This window comes from Streptomyces sp. NPDC059443, from assembly GCF_042750105.1.
GTDB lineage: Bacteria > Actinomycetota > Actinomycetes > Streptomycetales > Streptomycetaceae > Streptomyces.
Map to the genome: position 1 here is coordinate 1 of NZ_JBHYVM010000062.1, position 22064 is coordinate 22064.

15 protein-coding genes, 1 tRNA gene and 1 rRNA gene are annotated in these 22064 nt (G+C 71.6%); 13 read left to right on the forward strand and 4 right to left on the reverse strand.

Going from position 1 to position 22064, the window contains the following annotated elements; genetic code table 11:
• From rrf to ACFXDJ_RS35365, 3 genes are all read left to right on the forward strand, one after another.
• Positions 1–93: ribosomal RNA gene (rrf, locus tag ACFXDJ_RS35355) — 5S ribosomal RNA — on the forward strand; the annotation flags it as partial.
• A gap of 5 nt (positions 94–98) precedes the next feature.
• Positions 99–174, forward strand: a tRNA-Thr gene (locus ACFXDJ_RS35360).
• A gap of 168 nt (positions 175–342) precedes the next feature.
• Entirely contained in the window at positions 343–1506 is a 1164-nt protein-coding gene (locus tag ACFXDJ_RS35365) for an NAD(P)/FAD-dependent oxidoreductase (protein ID WP_384655272.1), read from the forward strand.
• Positions 1507–1508: 2 nt separating this feature from the next.
• On the opposite strand, the gene ACFXDJ_RS35370 is transcribed toward ACFXDJ_RS35365, so the two are convergent.
• Together ACFXDJ_RS35370 and ACFXDJ_RS35375 are read right to left on the reverse strand one after the other, a co-directional pair.
• Positions 1509–1979 (reverse strand): hypothetical protein, encoded by a 471-nt coding sequence (locus ACFXDJ_RS35370; RefSeq protein ID WP_384655269.1) that lies wholly within the window; start codon positions 1977–1979, stop codon positions 1509–1511.
• A gap of 51 nt (positions 1980–2030) precedes the next feature.
• Positions 2031–4562 (reverse strand): SpoIIE family protein phosphatase, encoded by a 2532-nt coding sequence (locus ACFXDJ_RS35375; RefSeq protein WP_384655268.1) that lies wholly within the window; start codon positions 4560–4562, stop codon positions 2031–2033.
• A gap of 300 nt (positions 4563–4862) precedes the next feature.
• Between ACFXDJ_RS35375 and ACFXDJ_RS35380 the strand changes: the two genes are divergently transcribed.
• The 9 genes from ACFXDJ_RS35380 to ACFXDJ_RS35420 all read left to right on the forward strand — a co-directional run bounded on the left by ACFXDJ_RS35380 (position 4863) and on the right by ACFXDJ_RS35420 (position 19229).
• A complete protein-coding gene (locus ACFXDJ_RS35380; RefSeq protein WP_384851265.1) occupies positions 4863–10367 on the forward strand; it encodes a HAMP domain-containing protein in 5505 nt (1834 codons plus the stop codon).
• A gap of 236 nt (positions 10368–10603) precedes the next feature.
• Positions 10604–11290: a two-component system response regulator gene (locus tag ACFXDJ_RS35385; protein ID WP_384655262.1), complete on the forward strand. Its 687-nt coding sequence runs from the start codon at positions 10604–10606 to the stop codon at positions 11288–11290.
• Positions 11291–11432: 142 nt separating this feature from the next.
• Positions 11433–14231: a DNA translocase FtsK gene (locus ACFXDJ_RS35390; protein ID WP_384655260.1), complete on the forward strand. Its 2799-nt coding sequence runs from the start codon at positions 11433–11435 to the stop codon at positions 14229–14231.
• A 217-nt stretch (positions 14232–14448) separates the two neighbouring features.
• The gene (locus ACFXDJ_RS35395; protein WP_384655257.1) at positions 14449–15345 is read left to right on the forward strand and encodes a RodZ domain-containing protein; all 897 of its coding nucleotides are present in this window, start codon (positions 14449–14451) and stop codon (positions 15343–15345) included.
• Positions 15346–15459: 114 nt separating this feature from the next.
• Complete coding sequence (gene rimO / locus ACFXDJ_RS35400; protein ID WP_384655254.1) at positions 15460–16968, forward strand: 30S ribosomal protein S12 methylthiotransferase RimO; 1509 nt, start codon at positions 15460–15462, stop codon at positions 16966–16968.
• Positions 16965–17621: a CDP-diacylglycerol--glycerol-3-phosphate 3-phosphatidyltransferase gene (pgsA, locus tag ACFXDJ_RS35405; protein WP_384655251.1), complete on the forward strand. Its 657-nt coding sequence runs from the start codon at positions 16965–16967 to the stop codon at positions 17619–17621. The genes rimO and pgsA overlap by 4 nt, the downstream gene beginning before the upstream one ends.
• 56 nt (positions 17622–17677) lie before the next feature.
• Entirely contained in the window at positions 17678–18217 is a 540-nt protein-coding gene (locus tag ACFXDJ_RS35410; RefSeq protein ID WP_384655249.1) for a CinA family protein, read from the forward strand.
• Between the two features lie 109 nt (positions 18218–18326).
• Positions 18327–18707: a helix-turn-helix domain-containing protein gene (locus ACFXDJ_RS35415; RefSeq protein ID WP_384655246.1), complete on the forward strand. Its 381-nt coding sequence runs from the start codon at positions 18327–18329 to the stop codon at positions 18705–18707.
• A gap of 183 nt (positions 18708–18890) precedes the next feature.
• Positions 18891–19229 (forward strand): hypothetical protein, encoded by a 339-nt coding sequence (locus tag ACFXDJ_RS35420; RefSeq protein ID WP_384655275.1) that lies wholly within the window; start codon positions 18891–18893, stop codon positions 19227–19229.
• Here ACFXDJ_RS35420 and ACFXDJ_RS35425 read toward each other — a convergent pair.
• Together ACFXDJ_RS35425 and ACFXDJ_RS35430 are read right to left on the reverse strand one after the other, a co-directional pair.
• Positions 19177–19944, reverse strand: a complete 768-nt coding sequence (locus ACFXDJ_RS35425; RefSeq protein WP_384655243.1) for an SDR family NAD(P)-dependent oxidoreductase — start codon at positions 19942–19944, stop codon at positions 19177–19179. The two genes, ACFXDJ_RS35420 and ACFXDJ_RS35425, sit on opposite strands and share 53 nt — an antisense overlap.
• An 84-nt stretch (positions 19945–20028) precedes the next feature.
• The gene (locus ACFXDJ_RS35430) at positions 20029–21081 is read right to left on the reverse strand and encodes a zinc finger domain-containing protein (protein ID WP_384655241.1); all 1053 of its coding nucleotides are present in this window, start codon (positions 21079–21081) and stop codon (positions 20029–20031) included.
• A 717-nt stretch (positions 21082–21798) separates the two neighbouring features.
• On the opposite strand from ACFXDJ_RS35430, the gene ACFXDJ_RS35435 reads away from it, so the two are divergent.
• Positions 21799–22064 (forward strand): hypothetical protein (locus tag ACFXDJ_RS35435; protein ID WP_384655238.1); only part of this gene is annotated, 266 nt, incomplete at its 3' end.

Genomic DNA, 22064 nt, shown 5'->3' on the forward strand with positions numbered 1-22064 from the left:
CGCCCGGTTTACATTCCGAACCCGGAAGCTAAGCCTTTCAGCGCCGATGGTACTGCAGGGGGGACCCTGTGGGAGAGTAGGACGCCGCCGAACAACCCGCCCTTTTAGCTCAGTCGGTAGAGCGTCTCCATGGTAAGGAGAAGGTCAACGGTTCGATTCCGTTAAAGGGCTCCATCAGAGAAGGCCCCCGCCATTGGCGGGGGCCTTTTTTGTGTCCCGGGACGCGTGAGACCTACGTCACACGGCCGAGAGGGCCGGTGATGTCACGACGCGGCACGCTGTCCGGTCCTCATTCCGAGAGGCGCGCACGGAGCCTCGTGGACGTGGAACGGGAGCATCGACATGGGACAGAAGCAGCACGTCGTGGTGGTGGGCGCCGGATACGCGGGGGTGACGGCGGCCCTCCGCGTCAGCCGCCGCCACCGGGTGACCCTCGTCGACCCCAATGAATGCTTCACCGAGCGGATCCGGCTGCACGAAATGGCCGCCGGCCGCGCCGGCACGCCCGTCGTCCTGCGCGAGCTCGTCGCCGGGAGGGACATTGAGACGGTCAAGGCCAGGGCCACGTCGATCGATCCGGACGCCCGCACGGTCCTTCTGGATAGCGGCACCACGCTGACCTATGACCGGCTCGTCTACGCCCTCGGCAGCAGCACCGACACCACCCGCGTTCCGGGCATCGGCGAGCACGCCTACACCCTGGAGCGGGCGCGGGACCTCAGCGACCGGCTGTCCCGTGGATCCGGCACCGGCACCGGCACCGTCATCGTCGTCGGCGGCGGAGCGACCGGCATCGAGCTGGCCGCGGAGCTCGCCGAGTCGGACAGCGGGTGGCAGGTACGTCTGGTCACCGGAAGCGAGCCCGGGAACGGGCTTTCGGCGGCCGGCCGGAACCATGTGCGCGACTCCCTGGAGCGGCTGGGCGTCCGCCTGCACTCACACACCCGGGTCCGGGCCGTCCACGGCGGTGGACTGTCAACCGATCGGGGCGAGCTGGCCGGGGACGTGGTCGTCTGGGCCGCCGCGTTCACCGTTCCGTCGCTGGCCGCCGAGGCCGGGCTCCGTGTGGACGGGCGGGGCCGCGCGCTGGTGGACACGGCCATGCGCTCGCTCTCCCACCCCGACGTGTTCGTCGTCGGCGACGCGGCAAGCGTCACCGTGCCCGGCGCGGGCGAACTCCGCATGGCGTGCGCGACGGCGATGCCCACCGGAGCGCACGCCGCCGAGGCCATCGACGCACTCGCCCGCGGCCGCGAGCCCAAGCCGTTCAGGTTCCGGTACCTGGCGCAGTCCATCAGCCTCGGTCGCCGTGACGGCGTCGTCCAGCCGGTTCGCACCGATGACTCGGCGCACGGCCTGGTGATCACCGGCCGGCCGGCCGCCCGGATCAACGAGTGGATCAACCGGTACACCCTCGCGTCCCTGCGCGCGGAGCGCCGCCGCCCGGGTACCTATCGCTGGGCCAAGCCCCTGCGTCCGGCCAGGACAGCCGTAGTGCCTGCGTAGCTTTAGCGCAGACGCAGGGCCGCCGAGTCGAGGAAGGCGCCGACCGCCTCCTCGAACCGGGCCTCGATCGCGATGACCGTGCGGCGGTCGCCCGCGCGCTTGATCTCGCCGAGTGCGGCGGATATCGGTTCCATGAGGGGGCGCAGAACGGGATCGTCCGCGACCAGGCGGAGGCGGAACACCGCGGTTTCGGCGGCCGCGCCGAGGCGGTCGCTCTCCAGTTGGGCCGTCATGACGGATTCCTCGTCGCGCGGGGTGCTCCGGCTGCGGAACCACAGGGTGATCTGGGCCCGCTTGAGCTCGGTGACCGCGCCGGCGTAGGCGCTGTAGGCCGACAGGCGCTCCTGGCGCAGGCGTTCCTCCCAGGCCTCGGCCCGGGTTCTGGCCGCGGCCCGGCGCTGGAAGGCGTACGTGCTCCACGAGCCGATGAGCGTGCCGATCACGGCGACCACGCTGGCGAGAACGGTAATCACGGGGCGAGTCGACCACAGCCGGCACCGGCCCACCAGGGGGCCGGCAGGGGATCAGGCGGGCTGGTCGCCCTCGCGCTGGCGGGGGATGCGGAACGCGAGGATGGCCATGTCGTCCGAGGCCGGTTCGGCGGCGAAGCGTTCCACCGCGCGCAGCACGCGGGAGGCCACCGCGCCGGCCGTGAGCCCCGTACAGGTGCTGAGGACTTCGGTGAGGCCGTCGTCGCCGAGCATGCGGGTGCCCTCGCGGCGTTCGGTGATGCCGTCCGTGACGCAGAGCAGGACGTCGCCGGGGTCCAGGGTGAGGGTCTGCTCGTAGAGGTCGAGATCCTCCAGGACGCCCAGGAGGGGCTGCGGGTCGGCGGCCGGGAGGACTTCGCCGTTCGGGCGCAGGCGCAGCGGGAGGGGGTGGCCGGCGCACACCACCTTCATGTGGGCGCTGCCGTCGGGCTGGGGGTGGAGCTCGCCGTAGAGGAGGGTGAGGAAGCGGCTGCGGTCGCCCTCGTCGAGGATGGCGGCGTTGAGGCGTTCCAGTACGGCCGGGCCGCCGAGGCCCTCGCGGGCCAGGAGGCGCAGGGCGTGGCGGGCCAGGCCGGTGACGGCGGCCGCCTCGGGGCCCGTACCGCAGACGTCGCCGATGGCGAACCCGTAGACGCCGGGGCGGATCGGGAAGACGTCGTAGAAGTCTCCGCCCACCTCGTTGCCCTCGCCGGCGGCGCGGTAGATGACCTCGACCTCGATGCCGGGGATGGCGGGGGAGCCGGGCGGCAGCAGGCTGCGCTGGAGGGAGCGGCTGATGGCGGTGCGCTCGGAGTAGAGGCGGGCGTTGTCCAGGGCGAGGGCGGCGCGGCGGGAGAGGTCCTCGGCGAGTTCGAGGATCTCCTGGCGGAAGTGCTCCTCGGAGGGCTTGCCGAGGGTCAGCATGCCGATGACGCGGTTGCGGGCGAGGAGGGGGAGGACCACCGTCTCGCCGCCCACCGCGACAGCCGTCGAGGGCCAGGGCCGGGCGCCGGCTTCGCGGACCGGTTCGGGCGGACTGACCTGCGAGAGCAGGGCCTTGAGGCCGTCGATGCGGTCCTCGTCCTCGTGCAGGACGTAGGAGAGGTACGGGTCGGAGGCCGGGTCGGCGATCGTGTAGACGGCGCACCAGGTGGCGAGGGTGGGGACGGTCATCTGGGCCATGAGGGCCAGGGTCTGGTCCCGGTCGAGGGTGCCGGCGAGCAGGTCGGAGGCCTCGACGAGGAAGGAGAGGGAGCCGCGGCGCAGCCGTTCGAGCTCACCGAGGCGGGCCGATTCCACGGCGAGGGCGATGCGGTCGGCGGCGAACTGGAGGCGCAGGGCGTCGTCGTTGGAGTAGCGGCCGGAGGATTCGGTGGCGACGCCGAGGGAGCCGGTGAGGCGGCCTTCGACCTTGAGGGGCACGGTGACGGCGGAGCGCATGCCGGTGGATTCCAGCAGCGGGACGGCTCCGGGTACCACGAAGAGGTCTTCGTGGACGGCGGGCATCCGGGCGCTGCCCCACCGGTTGGTGCCGGCTTCGATGGGGACGCGGGCGAAGCGCTGGCGGGTGGAGGGCAGTCCGGTGGTGGCGCGGACCTCCAGCTCGGTCTCGTCGTCGGTGGCGAGGAGGAGGAAGGCGGCGTCGGCGTCGAGGAGGTCGCGGGCGCGTTCCACGGTGCGCTGGAGGAGGCCGTCGAGGTCGTCGGGGGCGGGGGAGCCGATGAAGATCTCGAAGGGGTCGGCGGGGCGGGGCTCGGTGAGGCTGCCGCCGTCGGCGGGGATGCGCGCGGGGGTCTGGAGCAGGGCGCGCTCGTCGTCGTGGACGAGGAGGCAGACGATGGAGGGCTCGCCGTGGGCATCGCGGACCCGCAGGTGGGAGGCGTAGACGGGAATGACGCGGCCGTCGGCGCCGCGGATGCCGTAGCTGCCCTCCCAGCGGGACAGGCGCAGGGCCTCGGCGATGCCGGTCCCGGTGCCGGGGGTCTGCGGCCAGGCGGCGAGCTCGGCGAGGGGGCGGCCCACGGCCTTCTCCGCGGGGTGGCCGAAGATGATCTCGGCGTCCTCGTTCCAGCCGGAGACGGTGTCGGCGGCGTCGACCTGGACGACGGCGACGCGGACCCGGCTGTCGGCGAGGGGCAGCAGCTGGTCGGGGACGACCGGGCCCGCGGAGCGGGTACCGACCGGACGGTCCGGCATGTCGAGGCGGAACCACACGTGCTTGTGGGCGGCCGTGTACTCGACGCCCCAGCGGGTGGCGAGGGCGGCGCAGAGCATCAGCCCGCGGCCGTTCTCGCGGTCCGGGTCGGCGTACGGGCGCTCGCCGGGGAGGTGGAGCGGGAGCTCGCGCTCCGGGTACCGGTCGGCGACCTCGACCCGTACGCCGTCCTCGGTGCGCAGGCACAGGACTTCGGCGCGGGTGCCGGCGTGGACCACGGCGTTGGTGACGAGTTCGCTGGTCAGGACCACCGCGTCGTCGATGATGTCCGCGAAGCCCCAGCCCTGGAGGGTGTCGCGGACGAACGCGCGGGCGGCGGCGACCGAGCGCCCTTGGGGATCAAAACTGGCAGCCGCCCGTGCCGTGATCACGAGTCTCCTTCGACGCGGTGGACATCGGATGCCAGGTTACTTACCTTCGCGCTCGCCATGGTGCCGTCGTCGGGGAATCCACCCGCAGGGTACGGCCGGTGTGCGATGGTGCCGGAGTGTTATGGCCGGGTTCGGCCGGGGTGAAACACTGGGCGGGCTCGGAGTCGGGCAGTTAATGGGCACAGTGTTGATGGGCACAGCGTCAATGGGCACGGCGTCTTTGGGCACAGTGTCAATGGGCACAGCGTTGTGAGCAGGGTGCCCGGTGGAACAGCGGTCGACCCTTTCGGGAGGGACACGGTGGAGTCTGGCGCGGCGGTGCGGCGTACGGGAACGCGCCCTAAGGGCGGACGGTCCCGGCGGGGCGGCACGACGGAAGTTGATACCGCGGCACTGAACAGGCTGCTCACGGCCTTGGTGTCGATGCGGGACGGGAATTTCCGCAAGCGGCTGACGGTGTCCGGCGAGGGCGTGATGGCGGAGATCGCCGCCGTCTACAACGAGGTCGCCGACCGCAATCTCCACCTGACCGGGGAACTGTCCCGGGTACGGCGGATGGTGGGCCGCGAGGGCAAGCTGAGCGAACGGCTGGAAACGGGTGCCTGCGAAGGCTCGTGGGCGGCCGCGATCGACGCCTCGAACCAGCTGGTGGACGACTTGGCCAGGCCGGTGTCCGAGGTGGGCCGGGTGCTGTCGGCGGTCGCCGAGGGCGACCTCGACCAGCGGATGGACCTGCGGACCCAGGCCGCGGAGGGAGCCGGGCATCCGCTGCGCGGGGAGTTCCTGAAGGTCGGCCGGACGGTCAACAACCTGGTGGACCAGCTGTCCGCGTTCACCGACGAGGTGACGCGGGTGGCGCTGGAGGTGGGCACCGAGGGCAAGCTCGGCGGCCAGGCCCAGGTGCGCGGAATGTCCGGATCCTGGAAGGACCTGACCGACTCCGTCAACACGATGGCGTACCGGCTCACCGCCCAGGTGCGTGACATCGCCCTCGTGACGACGGCGGTGGCGAAGGGCGATCTCTCGCGCAAGGTCACGGTGCACGTGGCCGGCGAGATGCTCCAGCTGAAGAACACCGTCAACACGATGGTGGACCAGCTGTCCTCGTTCTCCTCCGAGGTCACCAGGGTGGCCCGGGAGGTGGGTACGGAGGGCGAGCTCGGCGGTCAGGCGAAGGTGCCGGGGGTCGCGGGCGTCTGGAAGGACCTGACCGACTCGGTCAATACGATGGCCGGCAACCTGACGGCCCAGGTGCGCGGGATCGCTCAGGTCACCACGGCGGTCGCCAACGGCGACCTGTCGCAGAAGGTCCGGGTCAGCGCGCGCGGCGAGGTCGCGCAGCTGGCCGAAACGATCAACCAGATGACCGAGACGCTACGGACCTTCGCGGACGAGGTCACGCGCGTGGCCAGCGAGGTCGGGGCGAAGGGCCTGCTCGGCGGCCAGGCGCAGGTGCCGGGCGCGGCCGGGACGTGGAAGGACCTCACCGACTCAGTGAACACGGTCTTCCGCAACCTCACCACGCAGGTGCGCGACATCGCGCAGGTGACGACGGCGGTGGCCAACGGCGACCTGTCGCAGAAGGTCACCGTGAACGTGGCCGGCGAGATGCTGGAGTTGAAGAACACCGTCAACACGATGGTGGACCAGCTCCAGTCCTTCGGTGCCGAAGTGACGCGCGTGGCCCGTGAGGTCGGCGTGGAAGGTGAACTGGGCGGCCAGGCGCAGGTTCCGGGCGCGGCCGGGACGTGGAAGGACCTCACCGACTCGGTGAACACGGCCTTCCGCAACCTCACCGGTCAGGTCCGCAACATCGCCCAGGTGACGACGGCGGTGGCCAACGGCGACCTGTCGCAGAAGGTCACGGTCGACGTCTCCGGCGAGATGCTCCAGCTGAAGAACACCGTGAACACGATGGTCGACCAGCTGTCCTCCTTCGCCGACCAGGTCACGCGCATGGCCCGGGACGTGGGCACCGAGGGCCGGCTCGGCGGCCAGGCGCGGGTCGAGGGGGTCTCCGGCACCTGGAAGGAGCTCACCGACTCCGTCAACTTCATGGCCGGGAACCTGACCTCCCAGGTGCGCCAGATCGCCCAGGTGACCACGGCGGTGGCCCGCGGCGACCTCTCCCAGAAGATCGACGTGGACGCCCGCGGCGAGATCCTGGAGCTGAAGAACACCATCAACACGATGGTGGACCAGCTGTCCGCCTTCGCGGAGCAGGTGACCCGGGTGGCCCGGGACGTGGGTACGGAGGGCCGCCTCGGCGGCCAGGCGCAGGTGCCCGGGGTGGCCGGCGTCTGGCGCGATCTGACGGACTCGGTGAACGGCATGGCCGGGAACCTCACCGGCCAGGTCCGCAACATCGCGCAGGTCGCGACGGCGGTGGCCCGCGGCGACCTGTCGCAGAAGATCGAGGTGGACGCCCGCGGGGAGATCCTGGAGCTGAAGAACACCCTCAACACGATGGTGGACCAGCTCTCGAACTTCGCTGAGCAGGTGACCCGGGTGGCCCGTGAGGTGGGCACCGAGGGGATCCTGGGCGGCCAGGCGGAGGTGAAGGGGGTCTCCGGCACCTGGAAGGACCTCACCCAGTCCGTCAACTTCATGGCGAACAACCTGACTTCTCAGGTGCGCAACATCGCCGAGGTGACGACGGCGGTCGCCACAGGCGACCTCTCCAAGAAGATCACCGTCGATGCCAAGGGCGAGATCCTGGAGCTCGTCACCACGGTGAACACGATGGTGGACCAGCTGTCCTCGTTCGCGGAGCAGGTGACCCGGGTGGCCCGCGAGGTGGGCTCCGAGGGCATCCTCGGAGGACAGGCCCGGGTGCGCGGGGTGACGGGCATCTGGAAGGACCTGACCGACAACGTCAACCTGATGGCCAACAACCTCACTTCGCAGGTCCGCAACATCTCCCAGGTCTCCTCGGCGGTGGCCAACGGCGATCTGACGAAGAAGGTCACCGTCGAGGCGCGCGGCGAAGTCGCGCAGCTCGCCGACACCGTGAACACGATGGTCAAGACCCTGTCCTCGTTCGCGGACGAGGTCACCCGCGTGGCCCGCGAGGTGGGTACGGAAGGCCGCCTCGGCGGCCAGGCGCACGTGCCGGGGGTCTCCGGGACCTGGAAGGACCTCACCGATTCGGTGAACTTCATGGCCTCCAACCTCACCGGGCAGGTGCGCCAGATCGCCATGGTCACGACCGCCATCGCCAAGGGCGACATGACCAAGAAGATCGACATCGACGCGCGCGGCGAGATCCTGGAGCTCAAGACCACCATCAACACGATGGTCGACCAGCTTTCCTCCTTCGCCGACCAGGTGACCCGGGTGGCCCGCGAGGTGGGCACGGAAGGCATCCTCGGCGGCCAGGCGCGGGTCCGGGACGTCGACGGCACCTGGCGGGACCTGACCGAGTCCGTGAACGAGATGGCCGGGAACCTCACCCGGCAGGTGCGCGCCATCGCGGCCGTGGCCACGGCGGTGACCCGCGGCGACCTCAACCTCAAGATCGACGTGGACGCGGCCGGGGAGATCCAGGTCCTCCAGGACAACCTCAACACGATGATCGCGAACCTGCGCGACACCACCCTGGCCAACAAGGAGCAGGACTGGCTCAAGGGCAACCTCGCCCGGATCTCCGGCCTGATGCAGGGCCGCCGCGAGCTGGACGACGTGGCCTCGCTGATCATGAGCGAGCTGACCCCGGTGGTCTCCGCGCAACACGGCGCGTTCTTCCTGGCGGTGCCGACCGGGGGCACCACCGAGATCGGGACGGAGGGGGGCGCCGAGGGCTCGTACGAACTGCGGATGCGCGGGAGCTACGCGTACGCCGGCGGCCAGATGCCCATCTCCTTCCGGCCGGGGGAGGGGCTGATCGGGACGGTCGCCGACCAGAAGCGGATGATCCTCATCGAGAACACCCCGCCCGGCTACCTGAAGATCTCCTCGGGGCTCGGCGAGGCCCCGCCGGCGCACGTGATCGTGCTGCCGGTGCTCTTCGAGGGGAAGGTGCTCGGCGTCATCGAGCTGGCCTCCTTCCAGCCCTTCACGCAGATCCAGAAGGACTTCCTCAGCCAGATCGCCGAGATGATCGGTACGAGCGTCAACACCATCTCCGTCAACTCCAAGACCGAGGTGCTCCTCAAGCAGTCGCAGGAGATGACCGAGCAGCTGCGCGAGCGCTCCGACGAGCTGGAGAACCGGCAGAAGGCACTCCAGGCGGCCAACGCCGAACTGGAGGAGAAGGCCGAGCTGCTGGCCCGGCAGAACCGGGACATCGAGGTGAAGAACACCGAGATCGAGGAGGCCCGCCAGGTCCTGGAGGAGCGCGCCGAACAGCTCGCGGTCTCGATGCGCTACAAGTCCGAGTTCCTGGCGAACATGTCGCACGAGCTGCGGACCCCGCTCAACTCCCTGCTGATCCTGGCCAAGCTGCTCGCCGACAACGCGGACGAGAACCTGTCGCCGAAGCAGGTGGAGTTCGCCGAGACCATCCACGGGGCCGGCTCCGACCTGCTCCAGCTGATCAACGACATCCTCGACCTGTCGAAGGTCGAGGCGGGGAAGATGGACGTCTCGCCGACCCGGATCGCGCTGGTCCAGCTCGTCGACTACGTGGAGGCCACCTTCCGGCCGCTGACGGCGGAGAAGGGGCTCGACTTCTCGGTACGGGTCTCCCCGGAGCTCCCGGCCACCCTGCACACCGACGAGCAGCGGCTGCTCCAGGTGCTGCGCAACCTGCTGTCGAACGCGGTGAAGTTCACCGACACCGGGGCGGTGGAGCTGGTGATCCGGCCCGCCGGGGCCGACGTGCCCGTCGCCATCCGCGAGCAGCTGCTGGAGGCCGGATCGCTGCGCGAGGCGGACGCCGACCTGATCGCCTTCTCGGTGACCGACACCGGGATCGGGATCGCCGAGAGCAAGATGCTGGTGATCTTCGAGGCGTTCAAGCAGGCGGACGGGACCACCAGCCGCAAGTACGGCGGCACCGGCCTCGGGCTGTCCATCAGCCGGGAGATCGCCCGGCTGCTGGGCGGGGAGATCCACGCGGCGAGCGAGCCGGGCCGCGGGTCCACCTTCACGCTGTACCTGCCGCTGAACCCGAGCGAGCTGCCCCCGCAGGGGTACGCGCCGCCCACGCCCGGCGGCGCGCGCGCCGAGCTGTACCGCAGGCCGGCCGCCGAGGCGGTGCGTCCCGCGCTGCCGGCGGCCCCGGCCGAGCAGAGCCCCGTAGCGCCGGTACAGCCGGTGGCAGCGCCGCGGGCCGGGGAACCGGCCGGGCAGGGGTCTTCGGCGCTGTTCCGGCGCCGGCGCAAGGCCCTGAGCGAGCCGCTGCTGAGGGCGGAGGTGCCGGGGCAGGGCGACGCGGAGGCATGGGCCCTCGACGAGCCGCTGCCGGTGGCACCGCGGACGTACGACTTCCACGGCGAGCGGGTGCTGATCGTGGACGACGACGTGCGCAACGTCTTCGCGCTGACCAGCGTGCTGGAGCAGCACGGACTGGCGGTGCTGTACGCGGAGAACGGCCGGGAGGGCATCGAGGTCCTGGAGCAGCACGACGACGTGGCGCTCGTGCTGATGGACATCATGATGCCGGAGATGGACGGGTACGCGACGACCTCGGCGATCCGGCGGATGCCGCAGTTCGAGGGGCTGCCGATCATCGCGCTGACGGCGAAGGCGATGAAGGGGGACCGGGAGAAGGCGATCGAGTCCGGTGCCTCGGACTACGTGACCAAGCCGGTCGAACCCGACTACCTACTGTCGGTCATGGAAGGGCATATGCGCGGAAACTGAGGCGTGATCGGGCGGGCACGAAGGGACTCCCGAGGGAACCTTCTGCCCTCCCACCACGTTTCCGCTTCGTGCGCAGTGACATCTTGGTGACAGGGTGTGGCGATCTCGGGACTGGGGCTACGATGACCGGCACAAGGACGGACGGCGCAAGGATGCCGTCCTCTGGGGCGGGGCCCGGCGCACAGGCCGGTGCCAGGAGCCGGGGAGGCCCCATGCCGGGGCGAGGAGGACAGGGCATGGTGCAGAAGGCCAAGATCCTCCTGGTCGACGACAGGCCGGAGAATCTGCTGGCGCTGGAGGCCATCCTCTCCGCGCTCGATCAGACACTGGTCCGGGCGTCGTCGGGGGAGGAAGCGCTCAAGGCGCTGCTGACGGACGACTTCGCGGTCATCCTGCTGGACGTGCAGATGCCGGGCATGGACGGTTTCGAGACGGCCGCGCACATCAAGCGGCGGGAGCGGACCCGGGACATCCCGATCATCTTCCTGACCGCGATCAACCACGGCCCGCACCACACCTTCCGCGGGTACGCGGCGGGCGCGGTGGACTACATCTCGAAGCCCTTCGACCCGTGGGTGCTGCGGGCCAAGGTCTCGGTGTTCGTGGAGCTCTACACGAAGAACTGCCAACTGCGCGAGCAGGCGGCGCTGCTGAGGCTCCAGCTGGAGGGCGGCGGCTCCAACGGCGCGGTGGACGGCTCCAAGGAGACGGCCGGGCTGCTGGCCGAGCTCTCCGCGCGGCTCGCCGCGGTGGAGGAGCAGGCGGAGGCGCTGACCAAGCAGCTCGGCGAGGAAGCGGCCGACCCCTCGGTGGTGGCGACCGCGGCCCACTTGGAGCGGAAGCTCACCGGACTGCGGCGGGCGCTCGACGCGCTGGAGCCTGGGACCGGGAGCGGCGCGCCCGTGCTGCCCGCGCAGGGCTGAGGGCCACGGGCTTCCGCAGCGGCCCGCTTGGCGGTCCGTCAGGTCTGGCGGTGCGTCACAGCGGGGCCACCGGTGGCGACACGAACGGGTGAAGCGGTGGGCACGCGTGTCCACCGGCACGCGCACCGGTAACCTCGGGCCCATGGCCTCAAGTACGTCCGGTAAGGGTTCCCAGAGCACGGCGGGCACCGCGAAGGGTCGCACGGGCCGTACGACGGCGCCGGCGAAGAAGGCAGCCCCCGCTCGCAAACCGCCCGCCAAGAAGGCCGCGGTCGCCGTCAAGCGCGCCCCGGTCAAGAAGGCCGCGCCCAAACCCGCGCCGTCCCCCACCGGGGGAGTGCTGCGGCTGGTGCGCGCCGTCTGGCTGGGCCTCGCGCACGCGGTCGGCGCGGTCTTCCGCGGCGTCGGCCGGGGCGCGAAGAACCTCGACCCCGCCCACCGCAAGGACGGCGTCGCGCTGCTGCTCCTCGCCCTCGCGCTGATCGTCGCCGCCGGGACCTGGTCGAATCTGAGCGGGCCCGTCGGGGACCTGGTCACCATGCTGGTCACCGGCGCCTTCGGGCGGCTCGACCTGCTCGTGCCGATCCTGCTCGGCGTCATGGCGGTACGTTTCATCCGCCATCCCGAACAGGCCGACGCCAACGGCCGCATCGGGATCGGGCTCTCCGCGCTGGTCATCGGAGTGCTGGGGCTCGTGCACATCGCCTGCGGAGCCCCCGGGCGCGACGAGGGCACCACCGCCATGCAGAACGCGGGCGGGCTGATCGGCTGGGGCGCCTCGAAGCCGCTGATCTTCACGATGGGCGCGCCGCTGGCCGTGCCGATGCTGGTGCTGCTGACCGTCTTCGGCCTGCTGGTGGTCACCGCCACCCCCGTCAACGCGATCCCGCAGCGCCTGCGGAGCGCGGGGATCCGGCTCGGGATCATCGCGCCGAACGAATACGACGAGGGCTACGGGGAGGCCGCCGCGGAGGGGGTCTCCGCCGACCGGCACGACGCCGAGCAGTGGCGGGCCCGTACGGGTGCGGCCGCCGGCTCCGCAGACCCGGCCGCCTCGGCCGAGGAGGAGGCGCTCGCCCGGCGGCGGCGCCCCCGGCGGGCCGCCGGACGGCCGGGCATGGACCGGGAGATGGACGCCGTCGACGTGGCCGCCGCGGCCGCGGCGGCGCTGGACGGCGCGGTCTACGGAGGGATGCCTCCCTCCCCGCTGGTCGCCGACCTCACCCAGGGCATCTCGGTGGAGCGCGAGGGTACGGAGATCACCGCTCCGGTGCCCTCGGCCCGCGAGGAGAAGGCCCCGGCGGCCGCCTCCGCCTCCGCCGCCCCGGCCCCGGCTGCCCCGACCGCTCCGCCGCACGACACCACCGCCGCGGCTTCCGGGACGCTGTCCGTGCCCGACCTGACCAAGGCCCCGCCCGAGACCCAGGCGCTGCCGCCCCGCGCCGAGCAGCTCCAGCTGCGCGGGGACATCACGTACGCCCTGCCCTCCCTGGACCTGCTGGAGCGCGGGGGGCCGGGGAAGACCCGTAGCGCCGCGAACGACGCGGTGGTCGCCTCGCTGACGAACGTGTTCATGGAGTTCAAGGTCGACGCGAAGGTCACCGGTTTCACCCGGGGCCCGACGGTGACCCGCTACGAGGTGGAGCTCGGCCCGGCCGTGAAGGTCGAGCGGATCACCGCGCTCGCGAAGAACATCGCCTACGCCGTGGCCTCGCCGGACGTCCGGATCATCAGCCCGATCCCCGGCAAGTCGGCGGTCGGCATCGAGATCCCCAACACCGACCGCGAGATGGTCAACCTGGGCGACGTGCTCCGGCTGGCCGACGCGGCCGAGGACGACCACCCGATGCTGGTGGCGCTCGGCAAGGACGTCGAGGGCGGCTACGTCATGGCCAACCTGGCGAAGATGCCGCACGTGCTGGTCGCCGGTGCCACCGGCTCCGGCAAGTCCTCCTGCATCAACTGCCTCATCACCTCGGTGATGGTGCGGGCCACCCCGGAGGACGTCCGGATGGTGCTCGTGGACCCCAAGCGGGTGGAGCTGACGGCGTACGAGGGCATCCCGCACCTGATCACCCCGATCATCACCAACCCGAAGCGGGCCGCCGAGGCGCTCCAGTGGGTCGTGCGCGAGATGGACCTGCGCTACGACGACCTGGCGGCCTTCGGGTACCGGCACATCGACGACTTCAACAAGGCCATCCGCGAAGGCAAGATCAAACTGCCGCCGGGCAGCGAGCGGGAGCTGAGCCCGTACCCGTACCTGCTGGTGATCGTCGACGAGCTCGCCGACCTGATGATGGTGGCCCCGCGCGACGTGGAGGACTCGATCGTCCGCATCACGCAGCTGGCCCGTGCGGCCGGCATCCACCTGGTGCTCGCCACGCAGAGGCCCTCGGTGGACGTGGTCACCGGCCTGATCAAGGCCAACGTGCCCTCGCGGCTCGCGTTCGCCACGTCCTCGCTCGCGGACAGCCGGGTCATCCTCGACCAGCCGGGCGCGGAGAAGCTCATCGGCAAGGGCGACGGGCTGTTCCTGCCGATGGGCGCGAACAAGCCGGTCCGGCTGCAGGGCGCCTTCGTCACCGAGGACGAGATCGCCGGGATCGTGCAGCACTGCAAGGACCAGATGGCGCCGGTCTTCCGCAACGACGTCACGGTCGGGCAGAAGCAGACCAAGGAGATCGACGAGGAGATCGGCGACGACCTGGACCTGCTGTGCCAGGCGGCCGAGCTGGTCGTCTCCACGCAGTTCGGGTCCACGTCGATGCTCCAGCGCAAGCTGCGGGTCGGTTTCGCGAAGGCCGGGCGGCTGATGGACCTGATGGAGTCGCGCGGGATCGTGGGCCCGAGCGAGGGTTCGAAGGCGCGCGACGTCCTGCTCAAGGCCGACGAGCTGGACGGGGTGCTCGCGGTGATCCGGGGGGAAGATCCCGTCTAGGCTCCGGGTTGGGCCGTCCGTGTTCCGGGGGTGGCCGTTTCCTCGGGGGCCGCGTCCAGTTGAGGGAGACGGCGGCCCGTGCGGGGCCGCCACACCGGGCGGAAGCCCCGTAGCCATTCTTATGGCGTAGGGACTCACCCCTCCGGTTGCCCCACCCTTTCGTCACCCCCCTAGACTGGACATCCAGCAGGTGGCTACACGCTCGAAAGGCGCCCTCGTGTCCATCGGCAACTCCAACTCCCCCGAAGAAGAGCGGCCTTCGGCCGACGACCGGTCCGAGGACCGCATCGTCGAACGTTCCGTCGAAGAGCCGTCCATCGGGACGGCCCTCAAGAAGGCCCGGATCGCCGCCGGGCTGACCGTCGACGAGGTCAGTTCCACCACCCGCGTGCGCATTCCGATCGTGCACGCGATCGAATCCGACGATTTCACCCGCTGCGGCGGCGACGTCTACGCCCGCGGCCACATCCGTACGCTCGCCCGCGCCGTGCGCCTCGATCCGGCACCCCTGATCGAGAGCTACGACGCGGCCCACGGCGGCCGGCCGGCACCCACCCCCGCCGCGCCGATGTTCGAAGCCGAGCGGATCCGTCCCGAACGGCAGCGGCCCAACTGGACCGCCGCCATGGTCGCCGCCATCGTCGCCGTGATCGGCTTCGTCGGCTTCACCGCCTTCGGCGGCGGCGAGGAGAAGTCCAAGCAGCCCGTGGCGGAAGGTTCCGCCGCCCCCAAGGCCGCACCCACCCAGAACGGCGCCAAGCCGTCGCCCAAGACCCCGCCGGCACCTCAGGCTCCCAAGCCCGAGCCCTCGGAAAGCGCCATCGCCGCCGCTCCCAAGGACCTCGTCACGGTCGTCCTGACGGCCAACGACGGGGAAAGCTGGATCTCGGCCAAGGACCACAGTGGCCGCCTCCTCTTCGACGGCACCCTCGCGCAGGGCGAATCGAAGACGTTCACGGACAAGGACTCCATCGACCTGGTGCTCGGCGACGCCGGGGTCGTGAAGCTGTTCGTGAACGGCAAGGAGATCAAGGACAAGTTCCAGCCGGGCCAGGTGGAACGTCTCACATACACCAAGGACGACCCGCGTCAGGGCCAGGCCCAGGCGGGCTGACCAGCGAGGAATAAAACGTTCCGGATCCCCGGGGTGCTGCGCCGCACTCCGGGGATCTTGTCGTACCGGGATGGGAGGCGGGGGCCGCCGCCGGGACGAAGTAGTCTTGAGTCCATGCCCGAACGCCGTACCGTCGCCCTTGTCACTCTTGGCTGCGCCCGTAACGAGGTGGACTCGGAGGAGCTCGCAGGCCGCTTGGCGGCGGATGGCTGGGAGCTCGTCGAGGACGCCGCCGATGCGGACGTAGCCGTCGTCAACACCTGCGGCTTCGTCGAAGCCGCCAAAAAGGACTCCGTAGACGCCCTGCTCGAAGCCAATGATCTCAAGGATCACGGCAGGACGCAGGCCGTCGTAGCCGTCGGCTGCATGGCCGAGCGCTACGGCAAGGAGCTCGCCGAAGCGCTTCCCGAAGCCGACGGCGTCCTTGGTTTCGACGACTACGCCGATATCTCCGACCGCCTCCAGACCATCCTCAACGGCGGCATCCACGCCTCCCACACCCCGCGCGACCGGCGCAAGCTGCTGCCGATCAGCCCGGCGGCCCGCCAGGACGCCGAGGTGGCCCTGCCCGGCCACGCGCAGGCGGCGCCCGTCGAGGAACCCGCCGAGGCCCCCGCCGACCTCCCGGACGGGCTCGCGCCCGCCTCCGGGCCGCGTGCGCCGCTGCGCCGCCGCCTGGACAAGAGCCCGGTCGCCTCGGTCAAGCTGGCCTCCGGCTGCGACCGGCGCTGCTCCTTCTGCGCCATCCCGTCCTTCCGCGGCTCCTTCATCTCCCGCCGCCCCAGCGACGTGCTGGGCGAGACGCGCTGGCTCGCCGAGCAGGGCGTCAAGGAGGTCATGCTGGTCTCCGAGAACAACACCTCGTACGGCAAGGACCTCGGCGACATCCGCCTGCTGGAGACCCTGCTGCCCGAGCTGGCGGCGGTGGACGGCATCGAGCGCGTGCGCGTCAGCTACCTCCAGCCCGCCGAGATGCGGCCCGGCCTGATCGACGTACTGACCTCGACCCCCAAGGTCGTCCCGTACTTCGACCTCTCCTTCCAGCACTCGGCCCCCGACGTGCTGCGCGCCATGCGCCGCTTCGGTGACACCGACCGGTTCCTGGAGCTGCTCGACACCATCCGCTCCAAGGCCCCGCTGGCCGGCGTCCGGTCCAACTTCATCGTCGGCTTCCCCGGCGAGAAGGAATCGGACTTCGCCGAGCTGGAGCGTTTCCTCACCAACGCGCGGCTCGACGCCATCGGCGTCTTCGGCTACTCCGACGAGGACGGCACCGAGGCCGTCACCTACGACAACAAGCTGGACGCGGACACGATCGCGGAGCGCCTCGCCCACATGCAGCGCCTCGCCGAGGAGCTCACCTCGCAGCGCGCGGAGGAGCGGATCGGAGAGACCCTGGAGGTGCTCGTCGAGACGGTCGTCCCGATCGACGAGGCGGAGGACGGCGAAGGAGCCTACGGGCGCGCCGCCCACCAGGCTCCCGAGACCGACGGCCAGGTCGTCTTCACGGACGGCGCGGGCCTGGTCCCCGGGCGCATCGTCACGGCGAAGGTGGTCGGCACTCTGGGCGTGGACCTGGTGGCCGAGCCCCTGGGTGTGGATCTTGAGGAGGCGGCCGGATGAGCGGAGCCCCGGCATCCGCGGCGGGCGGGACCGGCCGCCGGCCCGCGCCCGGCGCGAAGCTGGGCGCCGCGGCGGTCAATCAGGCCAGCCTGTGGAACATCGCCAACATCCTGACGATGATCCGGCTGGTCCTGGTGCCGGGATTCGTGATGCTGCTGCTCGCCGACGGGGGATACAACCCCGTCTGGCGGGCGCTGGCCTGGGCGGCGTTCGCCGTCGCCATGATCACCGACATCTTCGACGGACATCTGGCCCGCACGTACAACCTGGTCACTGACTTCGGGAAGATCGCCGACCCCATCGCCGACAAGGCGATCATGGGGTCGGCTTTGGTGTGTCTGTCGTGGCTCGGTGATCTGCCCTGGTGGGTGACCGGGGTGATCCTCGGCCGGGAACTCGGGATCACGCTCCTGCGTTTCTGGGTCATCAGGTACGGGGTGATTCCCGCGAGCCGGGGCGGCAAGCTCAAGACCCTGGCCCAGGGCACGGCCGTGGGCATGTACGTGCTCGCGCTGACCGGGCCGCTGGCCACCATGCGGTTCTGGGTGATGGCCGTCGCCGTCCTCCTGACCGTGGTCACCGGACTGGATTACATCCGCCAGGCGATCGTGCTGCGCAGGCACGGACTTGCCGAAGAGCGCGCCGGGCGGTGAACGGTGCGGGGACCGGCTCGGGTGATTCTTCGGCGGCATCGGTAGCGGGCGATGCGATGCGGAATGCCGCTGGGGCCGCCGGGGACACTGGGGCGGTTGCGGCCGATGTGCTGAACCTGCTCGCGGAGAGTGACGGTACGGTCGCTGTGGCGGAGTCGCTCACCGGCGGAATGGTGGCCGCCGAGCTCACCGCGGTCCCCGGCGCTTCTCGGTCATTCCGAGGCTCGGTTACGGCGTACGCGACCGAGCTGAAGCATCAGGTGCTGGGCGTGGACGCGGAGCTGCTGGCGGCCGAAGGCGCGGTAAACGCGCAGGTCGCAGAGGAGATGGCGGCCGGAGTGCGACGCGTGCTGGGCGCCTCGTGGGGCATCGCGACCACTGGAGTGGCCGGTCCGGAGCCACAGGACGGGCAGCCGGTCGGCACCGTTTTCGTGGCCGTGGCGGGTCCCCGGGGCAGGAAAACGGCCCGTCTGCGGTTGAAAGGCTCCCGGGAGGAAATCCGTAGGGAGAGTGCACGCACAGTGCTCAAGCTGCTCGCGAGCGAACTCCGCGAGAATCTCCGGGGGCACGATACGGAACAGGACGGGGGGATTTGATGTTTGCAGCCCTGAGTGAACACGACATCGCTCCCCGCACGGCCGCCGCGCGAGGCGGTACGGTGGGGCGTGAAGGTTACGGCTATACGGTCAGAGGAGGGAGCCACCGATGATTCTGCTCCGTCGCCTGCTGGGTGACGTGCTGCGTCGGCAGCGCCAGCGCCAGGGCCGTACTCTGCGCGAAGTCTCCTCGTCCGCCCGAGTTTCGCTCGGCTATCTCTCCGAGGTGGAGCGGGGGCAGAAGGAGGCATCTTCCGAGCTGCTCTCCGCGATCTGCGACGCGCTTGACGTACGGATGTCAGAGCTGATGCGCGAAGTCAGCGACGAGCTGTCGCTCGCCGAGCTGGCACAGTCGGCCGCGGCAAGCGGTCCGGTGTCCGCACCGGTTCGCCCGATGCTCAATTCGGTGTCCGTGACCTCGGTCACGGGTGGCCCGGAGCGGGTGACCATCAAGGCGCCCGTGGAAGCGGTGAACGTCGTAGCCGCGTAGTGCGCGAGTAGTACCAGGCGCGCGTGTGAGTGTGGCCGGAGCCCCGGTCGGTGCTGATTGCACCGGCCGGGGCTCCGGGCCGTTCCGGGTCCGTTCTGGGTGCGGGGGCGGGAGGGGTGCGGGAGGATTGGGGCTGTCCGGGACCCCGGCCCCTGGGAGGTGACCGTGCGGCGGTTGCTGCGGATGCGGATACCGGCGGGTCTGGCGGGCTTGGCCCTCGCGCTGGCGGTGGGCGTCCTGTGGTGGTGGGCGGTGCTCCGGCTGGCGCTGACCCCGGCCGAGGCCGGGCCCCTGGAGGGCGCGGTCGCCGTCGGGGGGTGGGGGCTGGGGCTGCTGCCGGTGCACTGCGTGCCGGGGCCGGGGCGTGTGCGTCGCGGGGCTGGTGGTGTGGGTTCGGGCGCCGGGGATCCGGCGGGCGGGGATTCGGTTGCCGGAGATTCGGTTGCCGGGGATTCGGTGGGCGAGGCCGTTACCAGGGCATCGACACCCCGCCGTTCGGACGAAGGATCTGGCCCGTCATGAAGGACGAGGCGTCCGAGGCGAGGTAGAGCACCGCCTGGGCGATGTCCTCGGGCTCGCCGACCCGGCGCAGGGGGGACATCCGCGTCATCATCGCCTCGGTCTGCTCCTGGACCTCGGGGCTGTGCCTGCCGGTCATCGGGGTGCGGATCCAGCCCGGGGCCACGGCGTTGACCCTGATGCCGTGGGGGCCGGCCTCGGTGGCCAGGGTCTTGGTCAGCTGGACGACGGCGGCCTTGGCGGCGCTGTAGCAGAGCAGGCCGGGCTGGGCGGCGTCCACGGCGCCGGAGGCCATCGTGATGATCGAGCCGGGACGGCCCGCCGCGATCATGGAACGGGCGGCCTCCTGGCAGGTGCGCAGGACGCCCTTGAAGTTGATGTCCAGGACCCGGTCGAGGTCCTCGTCCGCCGTGTCCAGGACGCTGCTGCTGTGCATGATGCCGGCGATCGCGGCGGCGATGTCGAGCGGGCCGGCCTGGGCGATGGCGGCCTTGATCGCGGCGCGGTCGGTGACGTCGAGAGGGTGGACGGTGGCCCGCCCGCCCGCCTTGGTGACCAGCTCGGCGGTCTCCTGGAGGCCTTGCGCGTCGCGGTCCGCGCAGTGCACGGCCGCTCCCGCCTCGGCGAGGAGCACGGCGGTGGCGCGGCCGATGCCGCTGGCGGCGCCGGTGATCAGGGCGGTGCGGCCGGTGAGGTCGTACGCAGTGGGTGTGGGCATGCGGGGACGGTACGACCGGATCTGACGGAGCGTCAACTAGGCGGCCTCTTGTGAATGTTGCCGGTCAGACCCGCATCGTCCGGCCTAAGGCGTCGGGCCGGATTGGCAGCGGGGGCACCAGTAGGTGGGGCGGCCGTCCTGCGGGGCCTCGCGCACCGGGGTGCCGCAGCGCAGGCAGGGCCGGTGGGCGCGGCCGTAGACGAAGAGGTCCTGGCCGGGGCGGCGGCTGCCGGTGGTGTTGCGGCGGCGGTCCTTGTTCGCGTCGAGGAGCCGGTGTGCGGCGGCGGTGAGGCGGGGGAGCGTGGCCCGCGGGATGTCGCCGACGGGGGTCCAGGGGGTGATCCGGGCGAGGAAGCAGAGCTCGGCCTTGTAGATGTTGCCGATGCCGGCCAGGTTGCGCTGATCGAGGAGGGCCTCGCCGAGGGGCCGGCCGGGGCCGGCGAGGAGGTTGGCGGCGGCGGCCTCCGCGTCCCAGTCCGGGCCGAGCAGGTCGGGACCGAGGTGACCGACGGCGCGGTGCTCGTCGATGGTGCGGAGCAGCTCCACGACGGGGAGGCGGTAGCCGACGGCGGTGTGGGTGGCGGTGGCGAGGAGCACGCGGACCTCGTGCCGGTGGCCTCCGGCGGTGGCCGGGGTGGCGGCGGTGCCGGTGCCGGTGCCGGTGGCGTCGGCGTTGGCGAAGACGCGCCAGGCGCCGTCCATGCGGAGGTGGGTGTGGAGGGTGAGGCGGTCGGTGGGCCGGTGGGGGGTCCGGGGCGGGGGATCGGAGGGCCCGGGCCCACCTGGGCCGCCGGGCGGGGGGTCGGCCGGGTCGGGTCTGCCGGGGCCGCCGGGCGGGGGGTCGGCCGGGCCGGGTCTGCCGGGTCTGCCGGGTCTGCCGGGCGGGGGGTCGGAGGGTCCGGGTCCGCCGGGGCCGCTGAGCGGGGGGTCGGCCGGGTCGGGGCCGCTGGGGCCGCTGGGGCCGCTGAGGCGGATGAGGAGGTGCTTGCCGCGGGAGACGACCTCCAGGGTGGTGCGGCCCGTGAGATCGGCGGTGGCGAAGCGGGGGACGCGGAGGTCGGAGCGGGTGAGCACCTTCCCCGCCAGGGCTTCGCGGAGCAGAGCCGCGGTGCGGTAGACGCTGTCGCCTTCGGGCATGCCCCCATTCTGCTGCGCAGCCGGGCCGCTCGTTGCGGTGCGGTGCGGTGCGGTGCGGGGCCGGGGCCGGGGCGACGCGTCGCGGAGCCGGGCGGGACTGGGCTGGGCAGGGCGGGACTGGGCTGGGCAGGGCGGGACCGGGCTGGGCCGGGCGGGACTGGGCTGGGCAGGGGTGGGCCGTGCTGCGCGGGGCCGGGCGGGCCGTGCAGAGTCGGGCAGGGCCGGGCAAGGGTAGGGCAGCGCTGGGCAGGGCCGCTTCGGGTGAGGGTCTCCGGCCTTAGGTCCGGGCGGGGTAGAGCCGGGCTCGGGGGAGCCTGGGCGCCGCTGGCGGGCATTAGCGCTGGGTCTGGGCCGCGGCCCAGAGGGGGGCGTTCGCGGAGCAGGGCTGTTCCCCGCCCCGCCCTTCCTCCGTTCCCCGGAGCTTCGCCCCGGACCCTTTCCGGCGGGCCGTGCCCGTCTCCCGGGGGTTGTACGGGGTGCCTGACGTCGGGCTTTGCCCGTCACCGGGGGCCTTCGGCCCGCTGCTCGCTGTCCTTGGCTCTGGCCAGGTCGGCCACTCCCGTCGGCCACGGCCCCGCCGGGTCGTACCTCAGCCGACGGGGGCTTCGCCCCGCCCTGCCTCGGCCGATCAGCGATTCGCCTGGCGGTATCCCAGCCCGCCGGGGCTTCGCCGGGCCGTACCCCGAGTGGCCGGGGCTTCGCCGGGCCGTACCCCGAGTGGCCGGGGCTTCGTCGGGCTGCACCCTGGCCGGGGCTTCGTCGGGCTGCACCCTGGCCGGGCCGCACCTCGGCCAGGGCTTCGTCGGGCCGCACCTCGGCCAGGGCTCCGCTGGGCCGCACCCCAGCCGGCCATGGTTCCGCCGGGCCGTACCCCGGCCGGGGCTTCGTCGGGCCGTACCCCGAGTGGCCGGGGCTTCGTCGGGCTGCACCCTGGCCGGGGCTTCGTCGGGCTGCACCCTGGCCGGGCCGCACCTCGGCCAGGG

Coding starts and splice junctions, on each gene's coding strand:
- ACFXDJ_RS35425 (WP_384655243.1), bottom strand. CDS start 19,944: ATGCCCACACCCACTGCGTACGACCTCACCGGCCGCACCGCCCTGATC.
- ACFXDJ_RS35390 (WP_384655260.1), top strand. CDS start 11,433: ATGGCCTCAAGTACGTCCGGTAAGGGTTCCCAGAGCACGGCGGGCACC.
- rimO (WP_384655254.1), top strand. CDS start 15,460: ATGCCCGAACGCCGTACCGTCGCCCTTGTCACTCTTGGCTGCGCCCGT.
- pgsA (WP_384655251.1), top strand. CDS start 16,965: ATGAGCGGAGCCCCGGCATCCGCGGCGGGCGGGACCGGCCGCCGGCCC.
- ACFXDJ_RS35365 (WP_384655272.1), top strand. CDS start 343: ATGGGACAGAAGCAGCACGTCGTGGTGGTGGGCGCCGGATACGCGGGG.
- ACFXDJ_RS35410 (WP_384655249.1), top strand. CDS start 17,678: ATGCGGAATGCCGCTGGGGCCGCCGGGGACACTGGGGCGGTTGCGGCC.
- ACFXDJ_RS35385 (WP_384655262.1), top strand. CDS start 10,604: ATGGTGCAGAAGGCCAAGATCCTCCTGGTCGACGACAGGCCGGAGAAT.
- ACFXDJ_RS35415 (WP_384655246.1), top strand. CDS start 18,327: ATGATTCTGCTCCGTCGCCTGCTGGGTGACGTGCTGCGTCGGCAGCGC.
- ACFXDJ_RS35430 (WP_384655241.1), bottom strand. CDS start 21,081: ATGCCCGAAGGCGACAGCGTCTACCGCACCGCGGCTCTGCTCCGCGAA.
- ACFXDJ_RS35420 (WP_384655275.1), top strand. CDS start 18,891: ATGCGGATACCGGCGGGTCTGGCGGGCTTGGCCCTCGCGCTGGCGGTG.